Annotated in this window: 14 protein-coding genes and 2 pseudogenes; 6 read left to right on the top strand and 10 right to left on the bottom strand. The window is 70.6% G+C overall.

Annotation, left to right across the window (positions count from 1 at the left end):
• Positions 1 to 198: 198 nt before the first annotated feature.
• Positions 199 to 576 (bottom strand): hypothetical protein, encoded by a 378-nt coding sequence (locus OG293_RS02035; protein WP_405997005.1) that lies wholly within the window; start codon positions 574 to 576, stop codon positions 199 to 201.
• Between the two features lie 722 nt (positions 577 to 1,298).
• Here OG293_RS02035 and OG293_RS02040 point away from each other — a divergent pair.
• The gene (locus OG293_RS02040; RefSeq protein WP_405997006.1) at positions 1,299 to 1,919 is read left to right on the top strand and encodes an L-threonylcarbamoyladenylate synthase; all 621 of its coding nucleotides are present in this window, start codon (positions 1,299 to 1,301) and stop codon (positions 1,917 to 1,919) included.
• 122 nt (positions 1,920 to 2,041) lie between these two features.
• Here OG293_RS02040 and OG293_RS02045 read toward each other — a convergent pair whose 3' ends face one another.
• Entirely contained in the window at positions 2,042 to 3,091 is a 1,050-nt protein-coding gene (locus OG293_RS02045; RefSeq protein WP_405997007.1) for a hypothetical protein, read from the bottom strand.
• A 991-nt stretch (positions 3,092 to 4,082) separates the two neighbouring features.
• A complete protein-coding gene (locus OG293_RS02050; RefSeq protein WP_405997008.1) occupies positions 4,083 to 4,895 on the bottom strand; it encodes an SDR family NAD(P)-dependent oxidoreductase in 813 nt (270 codons plus the stop codon).
• 200 nt (positions 4,896 to 5,095) lie between these two features.
• On the opposite strand from OG293_RS02050, the gene OG293_RS02055 reads away from it, so the two are divergent.
• Positions 5,096 to 5,719, top strand: coding sequence for an NAD(P)-dependent oxidoreductase (locus OG293_RS02055; protein WP_405997009.1), 624 nt, complete (start codon positions 5,096 to 5,098; stop codon positions 5,717 to 5,719).
• Positions 5,720 to 5,777: 58 nt separating this feature from the next.
• Here OG293_RS02055 and OG293_RS02060 read toward each other — a convergent pair.
• Together OG293_RS02060 and OG293_RS02065 are read right to left on the bottom strand one after the other, a co-directional pair.
• A pseudogene (locus OG293_RS02060) lies at positions 5,778 to 6,017 on the bottom strand (alpha/beta hydrolase); the annotation flags it as partial.
• Between the two features lie 11 nt (positions 6,018 to 6,028).
• The gene (locus OG293_RS02065) at positions 6,029 to 6,949 is read right to left on the bottom strand and encodes an EamA family transporter (RefSeq protein ID WP_405997010.1); all 921 of its coding nucleotides are present in this window, start codon (positions 6,947 to 6,949) and stop codon (positions 6,029 to 6,031) included.
• An 83-nt stretch (positions 6,950 to 7,032) separates the two neighbouring features.
• Between OG293_RS02065 and OG293_RS02070 the strand changes: the two genes are divergently transcribed.
• The gene (locus OG293_RS02070) at positions 7,033 to 7,965 is read left to right on the top strand and encodes a LysR family transcriptional regulator (RefSeq protein ID WP_405997011.1); all 933 of its coding nucleotides are present in this window, start codon (positions 7,033 to 7,035) and stop codon (positions 7,963 to 7,965) included.
• A gap of 32 nt (positions 7,966 to 7,997) precedes the next feature.
• On the opposite strand, the gene OG293_RS02075 is transcribed toward OG293_RS02070, so the two are convergent.
• Together OG293_RS02075 and OG293_RS02080 are read right to left on the bottom strand one after the other, a co-directional pair.
• Entirely contained in the window at positions 7,998 to 9,551 is a 1,554-nt protein-coding gene (locus tag OG293_RS02075) for a glycerol-3-phosphate dehydrogenase/oxidase (RefSeq protein ID WP_405997012.1), read from the bottom strand.
• Positions 9,548 to 10,147, bottom strand: coding sequence for a TetR/AcrR family transcriptional regulator (locus tag OG293_RS02080; RefSeq protein ID WP_405997013.1), 600 nt, complete (start codon positions 10,145 to 10,147; stop codon positions 9,548 to 9,550). Before OG293_RS02080 ends, OG293_RS02075 begins: the two co-directional genes overlap by 4 nt.
• 69 nt (positions 10,148 to 10,216) lie before the next feature.
• Between OG293_RS02080 and OG293_RS02085 the strand changes: the two genes are divergently transcribed.
• Together OG293_RS02085 and OG293_RS02090 are read left to right on the top strand one after the other, a co-directional pair.
• Positions 10,217 to 11,812 carry an FAD-binding oxidoreductase gene (locus OG293_RS02085; protein ID WP_406003480.1) on the top strand — a complete coding sequence of 532 codons (1,596 nt, stop codon included), beginning with the start codon at positions 10,217 to 10,219 and terminating at the stop codon, positions 11,810 to 11,812.
• A 29-nt stretch (positions 11,813 to 11,841) separates the two neighbouring features.
• Positions 11,842 to 12,723: a diacylglycerol/lipid kinase family protein gene (locus tag OG293_RS02090; RefSeq protein ID WP_405997014.1), complete on the top strand. Its 882-nt coding sequence runs from the start codon at positions 11,842 to 11,844 to the stop codon at positions 12,721 to 12,723.
• An 80-nt stretch (positions 12,724 to 12,803) separates the two neighbouring features.
• Here the strand turns inward: OG293_RS02090 and OG293_RS02095 are convergent, their stop codons facing one another.
• The gene (locus tag OG293_RS02095; protein ID WP_405997015.1) at positions 12,804 to 13,139 is read right to left on the bottom strand and encodes a hypothetical protein; all 336 of its coding nucleotides are present in this window, start codon (positions 13,137 to 13,139) and stop codon (positions 12,804 to 12,806) included.
• Positions 13,140 to 13,367: 228 nt separating this feature from the next.
• A complete protein-coding gene (locus tag OG293_RS02100) occupies positions 13,368 to 13,634 on the bottom strand; it encodes a hypothetical protein (RefSeq protein ID WP_405997016.1) in 267 nt (88 codons plus the stop codon).
• Here OG293_RS02100 and OG293_RS02105 point away from each other — a divergent pair.
• Positions 13,633 to 13,809 (top strand): annotated as a pseudogene (locus OG293_RS02105) (hypothetical protein); the annotation flags it as partial. The gene OG293_RS02100 and the pseudogene OG293_RS02105 sit on opposite strands and share 2 nt — an antisense overlap.
• 607 nt (positions 13,810 to 14,416) lie before the next feature.
• On the opposite strand, the gene OG293_RS02110 reads toward OG293_RS02105, so the two are convergent.
• Positions 14,417 to 14,884, bottom strand: a complete 468-nt coding sequence (locus OG293_RS02110; protein WP_405997017.1) for a hypothetical protein — start codon at positions 14,882 to 14,884, stop codon at positions 14,417 to 14,419.
• Positions 14,885 to 15,139: the final 255 nt, after the last annotated feature.

Consider the following 15,139-nt stretch of genomic DNA (forward strand, 5'->3'; position numbering starts at 1 on the left):
GTTGTCGGCAGGCAGGTACACGAGTCATCCTGGCGGCGGCGAACGGGGGGCGGTGGCTTCGGCCTCGGCTTTGGGAAGCAGGCAAGGCGCGTGGGTCGGATCGGCCGTCGCGGCACCGAACGCGTTGTCGCGGCGGCGCCGGGGCCGGGGCCGTTGACCGACTACGGAGTCACTGGCTACGGCTCGGCCCCGAGTCGCTCAGTGCGCCGCGGCCCGCTCGTGGACGAGGTCCGTGAAGCGCCGTAGCCCGGATGGGCTGTGGGTGAGGAAGAGATTGGGCTCCACGAGTTCGAGCTCCATCACGACGGGCGACCCGTCGTCGCCCATGGCAACATCGATCCGTGCGTACAAAGGGGCGTCCCGCGCGGGCACGGCTGCCAGGGCCGCGTGGGCCAGATCGAGTTCGGCGCAGGACGGCTGATGGGGCACCAGATCCGGATGCGCGTCCCGATCGTTGTCGACGATCCCGACGTCGGTCAGGACCGGCCCCTTGCGCATGGCGTGGCTGAAGGCGCCGCCGAGGAAGACGAGCGCTCGCTCCCCCTCGTCGATCCGGGACAGATACGGCTGCACCATCGCCGTTGCTCCGGCGGCGTGCAGCGCGGCGATATGGCGCCGCCAGGTAATGGTGGTGCTCCGCGTACCGAGCGGTGTCGCGTGCTCCGGCCGAGACGGCGGGCTTGACGACGAAGTGGCCGCGCTCCGGAAGGCCGTCGTCCTCACCAGGGGCCACGAACCGGGTAGGGACGACCGGGAGTCCACGGTCGGCGAGTTCCCGCAGGTACCTCTTGTCCGTGTTCCAGCGCACGAGCCCGGCCGGATTGTCCACACGCGTCACGACCGCGACCGCCTCGACCCAGGCCAGATACTTCTGCCACCGCTCTTCATATCCCCAGGTGGACCTGATGACCACGGCGGCGCAGGTGGACCAGTCGAATTCTTCGGCGTCCCAGGCCACCGCCATGGCATCGACACCACGTTCGCGTAGCGCCTCGACCATCAGGGGCAGGTCCGGGTCCCAGGCCAGACCCGCGGCCGAGGTGGCCAGCACCACTCGGGTCGTCATGGGCATCCGTCCCCCCGGGAGCAGTGAGTGCTGTGGATCGACAGCGTCCGGACGGTGCGCGCCGGGCCGACGTCGACCCAGCGTAGAGCTTCTCCTCGACCGCGCTGCACATGTGCGCGGGCAGGCACGCTCACGGACCGGCCCCATATGAAAAGCGCAGGTGGGGGACTGCGAAGGGCTCGGGCCGCGGCGGTTCGAAGGTCTTTTGCGGACCGGCCCGTAGACTCGGTGAATGGCAAAGTACTTTGATGTGCACCCCGAGAACCCTCAGCGGCGCGTGATCAGCACCGTGGCCGACAGCATCCGGTCGGGCGGGCTTGTCGCGTACCCGACGGATTCCTGTTACGCCTTGGGATGCCAGCTGGGCAGTCGTGACGGCATCGGCCGAATCCGGTCGATCCGGAACCTCGACGACCGTCACCACTTCACTCTGGTGTGCCAGAACTTTGCGCAGCTGGGTCAGTTCGTGCACATCGACAACGACGTGTTCCGGGCGATCAAGGCGGCGACGCCCGGCAGTTACACCTTCATCCTGCCCGCGACGAAGGAGGTGCCGCGCCAACTGCTGCACCCCAAGAAGAAGACGGTCGGAGTCAGGATTCCCGACCATGCCGTTACGCAGGCACTGCTCGCCGAGCTCGGGGAGCCGCTGCTCTCCAGCACTCTCCTCCTTCCCGACGAGGAGGAGCCGATGACACAGGGCTGGGAGATCAAGGAACGGCTCGACCACGTGGTGGACGCCGTGGTCGACTCCGGCGACTGCGGCACCGAGCCGACGACGGTCATCGACTTCTCCGGCGGCGAGCTGGAGATCGTACGCCGAGGAGCAGGCGACACCGCGCGGTTCGAGTAGCCCGCGGACGGGCCCACGCTGTGTCCAAGCACTCACTTTCGCGGCGAGTGCCGACGCCGGTCTCGGCGGCTGCCTGCCGAGCTGCCGTCGGGCAGTAGACCGCCTGGGGTGTGCCGTCTCGCTCAGGGGAAGAGGAACGATGCGATGGTCGCGTCGACGACCTGGGAGACGGGCACGAGCGAAGCGTCATTGACGAAGGACTTGTTCTGGAAGACGACGACGAAGCGCCGTCCGGTCGCGTTCTCCTGGATGATCGCCGCTTCGGAGGCCACGGTCGTGCCGTTGTTCAGCGGTCCCAGACCGATCTTCGACTGGGTCGTGACGAAGCCGACCGCGGTGTCGCGGTTGAGGAAGAGGTGCAGCCGCTCGACCGCCCTGAACAGCAGGTCGCGCATGGCGACATCGCTGACGGCGCCGACGAGCGGAGTGTTGTCGGCCACGGTGCTGGCGGCCAGGAACGTGAACAGGCGCGCCATTTGCAGGGCCGAGGTCGCCTGGGCGACCGGGGTGTCGTTGACACAGGGAATGCGCTGCGGGGGAAAACCGTGCCCGAAGTCGCCGCACAGCCACATTCCGTCCGCGGTCTTGGGCTCGGCGGCGGCGTCCTCGTCGAAGAACTCCGCCGAGGCCGCGGCCTGCGTGAGGTAACCGAATCCCAGCCCGTGCACCACCTCCCCCGCCGCTGCGTTGTTCCCGTCCGCGATCGCGTCGAAGAGCTTCCCGAAGAAGGCGGGCGAGAAGTTGACGGTGGAATCGGCGGGGTCCACCTGGAAGACCTGAGGCCATCGGGGAAGAAGGAACCCGTCCAGGTTCACGGAGGCGAGCTGTGCGACCCGGCTCTCATTGATCACATCGTCGAAAGCGCTGCTCAGCATCGCCAGGACGGCGTCCGGATCGGGTGTCGGCACGATCGAGGAGACGAACTCGTTGGCTGCCCGCCGCAGTTCGAATGCCGCCCACATACCGGTGGCTTTGAGGAGGCTCGCCGAGTAGTGGACCTCGGCCTCAAGCTGTGCGGCAAAGCCGTGGGGCTCGGATTCTTCGAGAGCGACGATGACAAGGGGCACACTGCCGAGCCCGGTCCCGTGTGTGGCCATCGCCTCGTCGAAGGCACGCTGAAGATCCTCGTCCGGGTCGAGCAGGTCCGGCTTCGTCTCGGGGAAGAGTGGCATCGCAGCTCCAGGGTTCCGGCTGGGCCCGAGCCGCCTCGGCACCTGGAGAGGGAAGGCGGCGGGTCCGACTACCCGTACGCGTCATTCCATGGTGGCCACAAAGAGTCCCGTTGCGCATTTCCTGGTCAGCGGTAGAAGGTTCGTCCGGCCGCACCGGAGAAGACCGACCACTTCCCCACCGGCACGCGAACCGGCGGGCATGCCCACCCAGACGGAGAGGGGGGACCGCGATGCCTCCGGATCGCATGCGCCGCCCGCGCATTCGCCCAGCAGCGGTCGGCCGCCCACGGGCTCCATGTGCCGGCCGCCGAGGCCCGGCGAGACTCTGCAGTCCCGCAGAGCGCCGCGCGCCCGCACGTTCGACCACGAGCTCGATACGCCCCAGCGCCGCTGCCCGGTCGGTCTCCAGAGGGCGCGGTGCCGGGCGAGCGCCCGCGGACCCGTCCTTCGCCGATGACATCGCGGCCTTGGCGTTTCCTCCTGCAGCCGCATCAGTGCCGGGTTGCGCTGGACCTCGCCGCGCGCACCATCCGGTACCCCGGGCAGTCCTTCGGCAACACCCGGGCGCACGACGCCCGCTCCGGCCTGGTTGGCACTGCTCGCATTGGTGATGGCGTTCACGGCCACCAGACCTCCCCCGCCGAGCATGAGCCCCAGAACCGCCACGATCGCCTTCCGGCGGGTGCGGTTCACTTTGTGTCGCTGATGCATTGATGGTCCTCAATCTCACGGGCGGGCGGATCTGCCCTGCCCTCGTCTCGGCCATCCCCAAGGTGCCCCGTGCCTGCTCGTGTGACGGGCTCCCGGCCGCCGCTCACTCTGGCAGAACCGGCGCCTCAGCAGCCCCAGTGGCCACACGGCGTCATAGACACGTAAGAGATGGGGAGTTGAGGCAATCCATGCAGCGGGACCGGGACCGGCCGCTCCTCCGCCGAACGCCGGGGGGAGGCTGGACCGCAAGGGGACCGACGGACGGACCGTGCGGCCGGATTCAGCCGATGAGGGCGTGGGTCAGCTTCATCAGTCGCTCCCGTGCGTCGGCGTCGTACGTCTGCTCATGCGCTCGGGCGTCGGTGAACTGGTCGAAGTAGCGGCCCGTCGTGGACTCCAGGACCGGATCGATGAGCAGCCGTACGGTCGGTCGTACGCCCTCGTCGATGCCGGTCACCGGATCGAGGCCGTACTCACGCACCCCGTCGGTGTCCATGAGGTGGGCGGGGTGAAGGGTGTTCACGGTGACGCCCGTGCCCCGCAGCTCGGTGGCCAGATGGAAGGTCGCCGTGATCAACGCGACCTTGCTTCTGCAGTAGGCGCGCAGTCCCTCGTAGTCCCGCTCCAGCATGATGTCGTCGAAGTCGACCGCTTCCTGCCCGATGGAGGCGACATTGACCACGCGGGCGGGCGCCGAGGCCGTGAGCAGCGGCAGCAGGTCACGGGTGAGGGCGTACGGGGCAAGGTGGTTCACGGCGAAACGCAGCTCGTGGCCCTGTCGGCTCAGCTCCCGCTTGAGCGGCTCGGCTCCGCCGCCGGCGACGGCGTTGTTGATCAATCCGTCGAGCCGGGGCTCGGCGGCGCGGATCTCTGCCGCCATCGCATGCACCTGGTCGAGGTCGGCCAGATCGGCGCGGTAGGTACGGACGGTGGCGGCGGGGGCGGCGGCTCCCACCTCGGCCGCCGCACGATCGAGACGGCCGCGGTCTCGGCCGTGCAGCAGGACGGTGCCGCCGCGGGCGGCGAGGTCGAGGGCGATGCCGAGGCCGAGCCCCTGGGTGGCGCCGGTGATCAAGGTGGTGCGTCGATTCATGGCAACCAGTCTGGCGGCGACAGGGGTTCGCCAGCAGTGTGTGCTGCGCCTGGTGTCAGCACCACCAGGCATACCGCGGGCACGTCCCTGGTGGACGACGGCCGGAACCCACCACTTCGGTGGCTTCCACCTGGCGGCGGACGGGTGAATCCCGGACCCCGGGCGCTTGGGGCCCGGGATGGCGAGGGACGGGAATCACCATGAAACTTCTGCTTCTCGGCGCGACCGGGCCCACCGGCCTCCAGGTGGTTCGCCGGGCCCACGAAGAAGGCCATGACATCACCGCACTGGTGCGCAGTCCCGAAAAGCTTCCCCGGCTCGATGACCGGCTGACGGTGATCGTCGGCGATGTCACCGACCAGCAGACGGTCGCCGATGCCGCCAGAGGCCAGGACGCGGTGCTCTGCACGATGGGGACGGGCAAGAGCCTCACCTCCGACGTCGTCGGACGCACCGTGGACGCCCTCGTCCCGGCGCTTCACACAGCCGGGGTCGATCGATTGGTCTTCCTCTCCGCCTTCGGCGTCGGAAGGACCAAGGAGCAGGCTTCCCGGACACAACGGCTCTTCTACCGGACGCTCTTGAGGAGGATCTACCCCGACAAGGAGCGGGCGGACCGCGAGCTCCTTGCCAGCGGCCTGGACGTGACGCTTGTCTACCCGGTCCGGCTCACCGATCAGCCCTTCGACGGAAAATATCGCGTCGGTGATCGCTTCGACTTCGCCGGCATGCCCGGCATCAGCCGCGCGAACGTCGCCCACTTCATGGTCGCGCAGCTCGCCGACCCGACCTGGTCGCGTCGTATCGCCATCCTGGCGAGCTGACCCGGCCTCGCCCCCTCCCGGCCGTCCCGGCTGAACGGACGGACAGGCGTCCCCTCCCTCAGGAATCCATGACCGACCGGGACAGAATCCGGGCGGGCTCGCGCGGCTGGGAGAACATCGGCCAGTGGCCGGTGTCCATCTCCGCCAGGCGCCAGTGCTCGCTCTGCAGCAGTGCGACCACTTCGTCGCTCGGCTCGGGGCCGTCGAGCAGGCACGTGATGTACGTGGCCGGAAGGTCGCCCAGCAAGCCCGCCAGCACGGCTGGTTCGGTCAGTGTGGCGCCCGGGTGCGGCGTCGTCCGCGACCCCGTCAACGCCGTGACTCTGCCCGCGTGGCTCCGATCCCCGCGGTCACCACCAGCGCGGTTCCGGCCAGTTGCAGCACGTCGGGTGTCTGCGCGATGAGGATCATGCCCGCGAGCAGGCTGACGGCCGGTTCCAGGCCGGCGAGCGTGCCGTAGGTCGTCTTGCCGATGCGCTGCAGTGCCTTCATCTCCAGCAGGAACGGCACCAGCGGCATGAGCACCGCGATGCCCGCGGCCGCCGCGACCGTCTGCCAGGTCAGGGCAGCGACGGCCGCGGACGCCCCGAAGGGGGCGGCTGCCAGCGCGGCGACGGTGAGCGAGATCGCCAGTGCGTGCGGCGCGCTGAACCGGCTGCCGACATGTGCCGTACCGACGACGTAGAGCGCCCAGCAGGCCGCGGATCCCAGTCCGAAGAGGATGCCCGTCGAGCTCGTCACCCCCGTCCAGGGCGAGGTGAGCAGAAGTACCCCTGCCGCGGCGAGGGCGAGCCAGGCCAGTTCCCTGCCCCGTCGTGAGGCGACAACCGCGACGCTCAGCGGTCCGAGGAACTCCAGTGCGGTGGCTGTGCCCAGGGGAAGCCGTGCGCTCGCCTCCGAGAAGAACAGCATCATGGCGGCGCTGACCAGGCCGAGAAGGGCGGTGGCCACGAGGTCGGCGCGGGGGGCGGACCGCAGCGTGCGCCAGAGGGATCTGCCGGTGAACGCGAGCAGGAAGAGTCCGGCGAAGGACAGGCGCAGCCAGGTGGTGCCGGCCGGGCCCAGCGCGGGGAAAAGCTCGGTCGCAAGGGCGCTGCCCGTGTGCAGCACGGCCATGGCGATCAGGACGAGGACCGCCCCCGGCACCCGGCGGGGCCCGGAGGTCGCGTTCGTACGCCTCGCGTTTGCGGGGGCGGTGGCAGAAGCGGCGGGAGTTGCGGGAGCGGTCACCAGGCCATTGGACCGGCCCTCGTCCGTTTCTGTCCACGGGCCATTAGTGGATGGACCAGCCACTTCAGGTGGACAATCAAGGGATGACCGCAATGACCGCACCGGACAGCGAACACTTCCTGGATCTGCGACGGCTCAGGCTGCTCGTCGACCTGCACAGACTGGGCACCATGGCCGCGGTGGCGGCGCACACCGGCTACGGGACATCAGCCGTGTCCAAGCACCTCGGCATACTGGAGAGCGAGGTCGGCGTGCCGCTGCTGACACCGGTCGGCCGACGCGTCCAGCTCACCCCGGCCGGCGAACGCCTCGTCGAGCACGCCGTGGGCATTCTCGCCGCCGTCGAGCAGGCGCGATCCGAGCTGCGCGGCACGGCCGATCCCGTCGGCCGGGTGCGGCTGGCGAGTTTCTTCACCGCGGTCGAACCCGTGGTGCTGCCCGCCCTGGAGCGGTTGCGTGCGCGGTACCCGCGGATCGCGGTGGAGGTCCATGAACACGAACCGGAGCACACCGCGGAGCTGCTGCGCTCCGGCAGCATCGACCTGGGCATCGTGTACGACTACAGCCTGGTCCCGCGGGCCCTGTCCCCGGAGCTGAGCGCTCGGCAGATCGATGACCAGCCCCTCTTTCTCGCCGTCCCCTCCGGCCATCCGGATGCCACCCGGCCCGTCACCGTGCCCGAGCTCGCCCGGTTCGCGGACACCGGCTGGATCGCCAACTCCCGCGGGACCGACGACGACGAACTCGTCCAGCGGGTCTGCGCCATCGCCGGATTCACTCCCCGGATCGCCCACCGCGTCGACAGTCTTCATCTCGTCAACAGCCTGGTCGCTGCGGACCTCGGCTTCGCCCTGCTCGCCGAATCCGGCATCGAGCGGCACCGTCCGGACGTCTCCTACCGCCGTCTGGACCCCCTGGCGGGCCGTCGCCGTACCTTCCTCCTCACGCGTACGGGTCAGGCCGCCTGGCCACCGCTCGCCGCCCTGACGTCGGTCATCACCGAGGCGGACGGCTGAGCCTCCTTCTGCTTCCGCCGGCCAGCGGCGCCTCAGCGTGCGAGTGCGGCGCGCGCGGCCTCGCCCGCCGCCTGCCGGTCGTGCGGGACCAGGCCGATGCGGGTGCGGCGGTCGAGGATGTCCGATTCGTCGAGGGCTCCTTCGTGGCGTACCGCCCACAGGAGTTCCGCTCCGGTGACCGGGTGACCGGGAACGACGGGCTGGGCCAGCAGGGGATCGGTGAGGCCGAGTTCATGAACGGCCGGCGCCTCGGCTCCGTAGCGGCGCACCAGGCGCCGCGGCGCCGCGAGGGTGCCGAGCGTTGCCGGTGACGCGGCGCCGACCAGGGGGATCGATGTCGTACGGCTCCGCGGTGCGGTCAGACCGCGTGCGGTTACGGCGGCGTCGACGGCGTCCTGGGCCATGCGCCGATAGGTGGTGAGCTTGCCCCCGACGATCGTGGTCACGCCCTCGGGGGAGGTGAGCACGGCGTGTTTGCGGGAGATGTCGGCGGTGCGGCCGGTGCCGGTCGCCGTGGTGGTGTTCAGGAGCGGTCGCAGTCCGGCGAAGGCACCCACCACGGCGTCCCGGTTCAGGGGTACGTCGAGGGCCGAGCCCAGGACGTCGAGGAGGAAGCCGATGTCCGTTTCGGGCGCTTCGGGCACGTCCGGGATGTCCCCGTCGACCGGCTCGTCGGTCAGCCCCACGTACACACGGCCGTCGCCCTGCGGCAGGACGAGGACGAAACGGTTCGGCTCCCCCGGGATCGGGATGTGCATGCCGGCCGTCAGGCTGCCCAGCTCCTCCGCGCGGAGCACCAGATGCGTACCGCGCGACGGGCGCAGCCGGACGTCGCCGACCAGGTCGCCGGCCCAGACCCCGGTGGCGTTGATGACGGTGCGGGCACGGATGTCGAACTCCTCTCCGGTGAGTTCGTCGCGTACCCGCGCGCCGGAGCCGCTGAGCGACTGGGCTCGAGTGCGCGTGAGGATGCGGGCTCCGTGCGCAGCCGCCGTGCGGGCTATCGCGGTGACCAGGCGTGCGTCGTCGGTGAGCTGGCCGTCCCAGGACAGCAGCCCCCCGCGCAGTCCCCCGGGACGCAGCGCCGGCACCATGTGGCGGGTCTCGACGCGGGAGAGGGTTCGGGGGGCGGGCAGGGTCGCGCGCGACGTGCGGGCGGAGGCCCGCAGTACGTCTCCCGCCCTGAAGCCGGCCCAGGCGAGCGCGGCCTGGCCGCGGGAGACGAGCGGGGTGAGCGGCAGCACGAAGGGCTGGGCACGCACCAGGTGGGGGGCGGTGCGTTCCATGAGGACGCCGCGTTCGACGGCGCTCTCGTGGGCGACGTCGAGCTGGCCGGTGGCCAGGTAGCGCAGTCCGCCGTGGATGAGTTTCGAGCTCCACCGGGAGGTCCCGAACGCGAGGTCGTGGGCATCGACGGCGGCGACGGTGAGTCCCCGTGACGCCGCGTCCAGCGCGGCTCCGGCGCCGGTCGCGCCGAGCCCCACGACCAGCACGTCGACGCGGGCCCCGTCGGCGAGTTGGCGAAGCTCACGGCTTCGCCGTGCCGCGTTGAGGGAGCTGGGGGCCGATCCGCGTGAGGGGCTCATGGCGTGAGGGTCCTCTCCAGAATGGTCCGCAGCTCTTCGAGGAAGGCCGCGTCGTCGAGTTCGGGGTCGGTCTCGTCGGCCATGGTGCGCAGCGAGAGGGTGAAGGACTGGACGACGAGCAGCAGTGCGCGTGCCTGAAGGTCCGGGTGCATCGGCCGTACTGTGCCGTCCGTATGTCCTTCCCGCAGCGCTCCCACGATCAGGCCCAGCAGAGCGTCCTGGCTGGCGCCCCGGCGGTCGAGCATGTAGGGCAGCAGCAGTTCCGGGTCCACATCGATGATCTTGCGGAACAGCGGGTGGTCGCGGAAGGCGGCGACGCCGGCGACGAGTCCGCCCACGATCCGCTCCCGCGTGGCGATGCCGGGCACCTCGTCGGGCATGGTGGCGATGGCGAGCGCGATCCACTCACGGGTCATGACGTCGCCGACCAGGGTTCTCACGTCCGGCCAGCGGCGATAGAGCGTCATGCGGGACACCCCGGCGCGACGGGCCACGTCGGTCAGGGTGGTGCGGCGCACACCGACAGCGAGGACACAGTCGCGTGCGGCATCGAGGACGGCGTCTCCGTCCGAACGGTTGTGACGAATGGGCGTCATCTGTCACAGTGTAATGCCTCGGGGGACGTGCGACACGACGACCCGCAAAATCGAACGGTGAGGTTCCAAGTGGAGATGTTGTGGAGCGGCTGGGGCGACCCGGCCAAGGCGGCCCCGCTGCCGGACTCGGTGACCGGCCTGCTGCGTGATCTGCTCGGCGTCACCCCCGGCAAGAGCGGCCCGGCCGACATCGACGCCATAGCCGTGCCCGAGAGCCCCCTCGGCGACGAGGCCCGTACGGCACTCGCCGATTGCCTGGGCAGCCCGGCACATCTGCTCACGGACGCCGAAGCGCGTATCCGGCACACACGGGGCAAGTCCACCCCCGACCTGCTGCGCATCCGTGCCGGGGAGGTCGACGACATCCCCGCGGCAGTGGCTCTGCCGGCCACCCACGACGAGGTGCTTGCCGTGCTCCGCGTCTGCGCCGGACACGGCCTGGCCGCCGTCCCGTTCGGCGGCGGAACCTCGGTCGTCGGCGGCCTCGCCCCCGAGCGGCGACGTCCCTTCGTCGCCCTGGACCTGCGCCGCCTGGACCGCCTGGTCACTCTCGACGAGGTGTCGCGCACCGCCGTCCTGCAACCGGGTCTGCGCGCGCCCCGGTGCGAGGCGCTCCTCAACGAACGAGGCTTCACCCTGGGCCACTTCCCGCAGTCGTACGAGTGGGCCACCATCGGCGGGTTCGCCGCCGCCCGCTCCAGTGGCCAGGCGTCGGCGGGCTACGGCCGGTTCGACGACATGGTGCTGGGTCTGACCGTCGCCACCCCCGAAGGCTCTCTGGAGGTGGGCCGCGCACCCCGGTCCGCTGCCGGCCCGGACCTGCGCCAGCTGATTCTCGGCTCGGAAGGCGCTCTCGGCGTCATCACGGCCGTGACGGTACGCATCCGCCCCCTGCCGCAGACCAAGGTCTACGAGGGCTGGCGCTTCCCCTCCTTCGAACAGGGAGCGCTCGCGCTGCGGACCCTTGCCCAGCAAGGCCCGCAGCCCACCGTGCTGCGTCTGTCCGACGAGACGGAGACCTTCATCGGTCTCGCTCAGCCGGACGCCATTGGTCAGTCCGAGGCCGGGCAGTCCGCCGGCTGCATGGCCATCGCCGGCTACGAAGGAACGGCCGAGGACACCGCGGACCGGCGCGCCCGAGCCAGAGACGTACTGCTCGCCTGCGGGGGCGAACTCCTCGGCGAGGAGCCCGGCGACCGCTGGGCCCACGGCCGCTACAACGCCCCCTATCTGCGCGACTCCCTGCTGGACGCCGGGGCCTTCGTCGAGACCCTGGAGACCGCCACCTTCTGGTCCGGCCTTTCGGCGCTGTACACGGCGGTGCGCGAGGCGCTCACGAACACGCTGACCGAAGCGGGCACCCCGCCCCTGGTCATGTGCCACATCTCGCACGTCTATGAGAACGGCGCGTCCCTGTACTTCACCGTGGTCTGCGCGCAGGGAGGCGATCCGGTCGCCCACTGGGCCCCGGTCAAGCGCGCGGCCAACGACGCCATCCTTGCGGCCGGCGGCACCATCAGCCACCACCACGGCGTCGGCACCGACCACCGGGACTGGTACACGCAGGAGATCGGCTCCGTCGGCGTTCGCATCCTGCAGGCTGTCAAGAACGAGCTCGACCCCGCCGGCATCCTCAACCCCGGTGTCCTCATCCCCGTCCGCTGACCTGCCCGGTGCCATCCGGAGGCGTATCCATGCGACATTTCACCGCCATCGTCAACCCCACCGCAGGGGGCTCCAGCGGCACTGCGGCACTGCTCCCGCTGGCCCGCCTTCTGCGTGAGGCCGGGGCGAAACTCGACACCGAATACAGCCGCAGTCTGCACCACGCACGGGATCTGGCCCTCCGGGCCGGCGCACGCGGGCATGTCGTCCTCGCCGTGGGAGGCGACGGGATCGCCGGCTGCGTCGGCGGAGCCCTCAGCGGCACCGGCACGGTCTTCGGCATCGTCCCGGCCGGCCGGGGCAACGACTTCGCCCGCGCCCTCGGTCTGCCCGACGACACGGCAGCGCTTGCGCGGCTGCTCGTCGACGGCTCACCACGGGCGGTCGACACCATCCAGCTCAACTCGGCGAAGCACGCCGGGACATGCGTCCTGGGGAGTGTGTACGCGGGCGTGGACGCCGTCGCCAACCAGTACGCCAACAACTCCCGGATCTTCGGGGGCGCCGCCGCGTACTACACCGGAGGCATGCGGGCCGTGCTCACCTGGAAGCCGGCGCAGTACACCATCACCGTCGACGGGGAGCGGCACCAGAGGCGCGGCTACACGGTCGTCGCCGCCAACTCCCGGTTCTACGGGTTCGGCCGCCAGATCGCCCCCGATGCGACGCTCGACGACGGACTGCTGGATGTGGTGGTGATCCGGCACGCACCCAAGCGGCTGTTCTTCACGATCATGAACGAGCTGAAGACGGGAGCGCATGTGCTCCGCCCCGAAGTGGAAGTCCTCCGGGGCAAGGAGATCCGTATCGAGGCCGACCGCGCCATGCCGTACGGCGCGGACGGCGAGATCGAGGCTTCGCTCCCCGTCGTGGCGAGGGTCCGGCCAGGCTCGCTGCAGGTGCTCTGCTGATCTACGGGGCCGAGCGGGGCGGGTCCGGGCTCAGGGCTCGAACGGTAAGCCCCGGCCCGCGCGGCCCCACGGCAGGCTCCTCATCCCGTGCTGGTGATCCACCGCAGGACCGTGGCCACGGTGGCGTCGTCGAGTTCGCACAGGACATGGATGGCGGCGAGATCGCCGGGGAGCGGCGCAACCCCCGAGGTGGTCAGCGCAGCATGCAGATCGAGGCGGCGCATGTCCGGGGCCGGCAGCGCGAAGGGGAGCCGCTGCATGGGGTCGGGGGCGGCCAGAAGGTAGTCACCGCCCGCGTCGACCGCCGTCGTGGACTCCTGCTGGTCGAGGTCGTCGGGCAGGGCGGGGAAGCGGTAGGCGTCGCGCGCCCATTGCGGCGTGGTCATCGAACGGGCGGGAATCTGTGTGGTGTTCATCAGAACCTCCTGTGTGCCGTGACTGACCAGAAGGAGTCCCGTCGGCCTGTTCCCAGTTGCATGAGAGGCCGCTTACCACCCGAATGCCCCCAATAGCATCTCGTCACAACACCCCACAGTCGTGTGTACGTACAGCGGCGGGCCCGGGCACATTGAGCGGCACACGCCGCCCCGGAGGGCTCGTCCCCCGGGGCACCCGTGCGCGAAAAGGCAACTCCGGGCACCTCCTCAGCGCATGTCGCCGCGCCAGTCCCAACGACGCGGATCGTCGTCCCTGGGACCGTACGTCGCCCGGCCACCGGGGCCGTACGAGGCCAGCTCGGTGGGGAGCGCGGCGGTCTCCGCCAGTTCCTTCGCCGTCCAGCCGGTGACATCCAACAGCAGCCCGTCCAGCGGCCCCCCGACCAACTCCCTGTACACATGACCCGGCCTCGGGCCCGGATCGGGATCGTCATGGTCGGCGCCGTACACCCGGCCTCGCATCAACTCGTCCATGTCCACCACCATCCCAGCCACCACTGACAGTCGGGTGGCCGGGCACGCGGAGCTTGTCGACCTCGACCTGACGGCCTCCGAGGTCAACGCTCTGGCCAATCTCGCCGACGGCCGCCCCCGCAGGGTCTCCGAACTCGGCGCCGCCGCGGGTACGCGGCCGACGACGCTGACCAGCGTCCTGGACCGGCTGGAGCGACGGGGACACACCCGCGGCGCCCGCACCGGCGACCGCCGAGCGTGCTCATCGCGCTCACCCCCACCGGCCGCGCCGCCCGCCGACACGATCCGGCAGACCCTGGCCCGCCTGGAGGACCGCGCGCTCGGCGGGCTGCCGCCCGAGGCCGTCGCCGGCTTCCGCGCCTTCGCCGAACACCAGCCCGACCTGCTCGACAAACGCCTGCTCAGCCGCTTCTACCGGTCCGCGACGCTGGCGAGTACGCCCGCCCGGACCGGATGGGTCGAGCCCGACCTCGCCCCGAGATGTCCGCCTCCGCCGGGGTCAGTTCGCGTTCCAGCCGACGCACACATTCGATGCCGGCGAAACCGGCTCCCACCACAAGAATCCTCGATCGTGCCACGGTGTTCGTCCTTTCGCTGCCCGACAGGTCGCGTAGTCGACTGCCCCGCCCTACCCGCCTTGCACCGTCTTTCCTCGCCACTCCCCCACAGAAACGACCTCGTTGCGGCTGCCGCGCCCCAGCCGCGACGGGTACCGCGCATTCCTTCTGGTAAACACCTGTGCACCCCTGCCGCCAGGGGCCGGCGGGTGGAACCGCACCGGATCAGCGGCCGTACACGTTCCTGCACATCGCGCTGATGCCCGGGTTCACCACACCCTCGGAGACGTGGCACAGGCCACTCATGTCGTACGAGCGCCGAGGACCCGCGGGCCGCAGCGCCGGGTGCGGCTTCCTGCCCCGCGGCCGGTGCGCCTTCGGCGGCGTACCGCGCCGTGCCGGTGCCGGGTGGGCATGGTGCCGCGGAAGGCGTGGATGGGCGTTCACCGCGATACGCCGCCGCAAAGGCGCCTGCGCGGGCTTCTTGCGCGGCTGCACCTCCGGCTCGCTGCTTGCCAGCACCTCACGCCCCGCCGGCTGCACCGGACGCCACTCGACCGGCGACGGTGACCGCTCCGCCGCGGGAGTGTGACTGGGCGTGACCGTGCGGGCCGTAGGGGACAGGGAGACGCAGCCGGTCGCGCCCAGCAGGACGGCGGCGGCCAGGGCGACGGGCGTGATCAGCTGACGCATGCCCACACCTTTGCGCAGGACCAGTCCGTCCGGGCGCCCACATTCCCGCGCCACCTGCACGAGTGACTTCTTCCGGGTGAACCGGTCGACCGGGTGCCCAGCCGGTCGACGGTCACCACCGGATGCCCGGCCCTTGGCGTCCGGCACCCGCCGGGCCCGGACGTCCCGCGCGCTCCCCGGCGCCGGTGTCAGCGGCCCGTGGACCGTGGCTCTGTAAAATGACCGGCGTACGCCCTGCGCGTCCTCGGCGGCCGG

The organism is Streptomyces sp. NBC_00829, from assembly GCF_045161795.1.
Classification (GTDB): domain Bacteria; phylum Actinomycetota; class Actinomycetes; order Streptomycetales; family Streptomycetaceae; genus Streptomyces.

What these genes read in the sequence shown, in the direction of transcription:
- OG293_RS02080 (WP_405997013.1), bottom strand. Translation starts at nt 10,147, where the DNA reads ATGACGCCCATTCGTCACAACCGTTCGGACGGAGACGCCGTCCTCGAT.
- OG293_RS02070 (WP_405997011.1), top strand. Translation starts at nt 7,033, where the DNA reads ATGACCGCAATGACCGCACCGGACAGCGAACACTTCCTGGATCTGCGA.
- OG293_RS02075 (WP_405997012.1), bottom strand. Translation starts at nt 9,551, where the DNA reads ATGAGCCCCTCACGCGGATCGGCCCCCAGCTCCCTCAACGCGGCACGG.
- OG293_RS02055 (WP_405997009.1), top strand. Translation starts at nt 5,096, where the DNA reads ATGAAACTTCTGCTTCTCGGCGCGACCGGGCCCACCGGCCTCCAGGTG.
- OG293_RS02035 (WP_405997005.1), bottom strand. Translation starts at nt 576, where the DNA reads ATGGTGCAGCCGTATCTGTCCCGGATCGACGAGGGGGAGCGAGCGCTC.
- OG293_RS02045 (WP_405997007.1), bottom strand. Translation starts at nt 3,091, where the DNA reads ATGCCACTCTTCCCCGAGACGAAGCCGGACCTGCTCGACCCGGACGAG.
- OG293_RS02040 (WP_405997006.1), top strand. Translation starts at nt 1,299, where the DNA reads ATGGCAAAGTACTTTGATGTGCACCCCGAGAACCCTCAGCGGCGCGTG.
- OG293_RS02090 (WP_405997014.1), top strand. Translation starts at nt 11,842, where the DNA reads ATGCGACATTTCACCGCCATCGTCAACCCCACCGCAGGGGGCTCCAGC.
- OG293_RS02095 (WP_405997015.1), bottom strand. Translation starts at nt 13,139, where the DNA reads ATGAACACCACACAGATTCCCGCCCGTTCGATGACCACGCCGCAATGG.
- OG293_RS02100 (WP_405997016.1), bottom strand. Translation starts at nt 13,634, where the DNA reads ATGGACGAGTTGATGCGAGGCCGGGTGTACGGCGCCGACCATGACGAT.
- OG293_RS02110 (WP_405997017.1), bottom strand. Translation starts at nt 14,884, where the DNA reads ATGCGTCAGCTGATCACGCCCGTCGCCCTGGCCGCCGCCGTCCTGCTG.
- OG293_RS02050 (WP_405997008.1), bottom strand. Translation starts at nt 4,895, where the DNA reads ATGAATCGACGCACCACCTTGATCACCGGCGCCACCCAGGGGCTCGGC.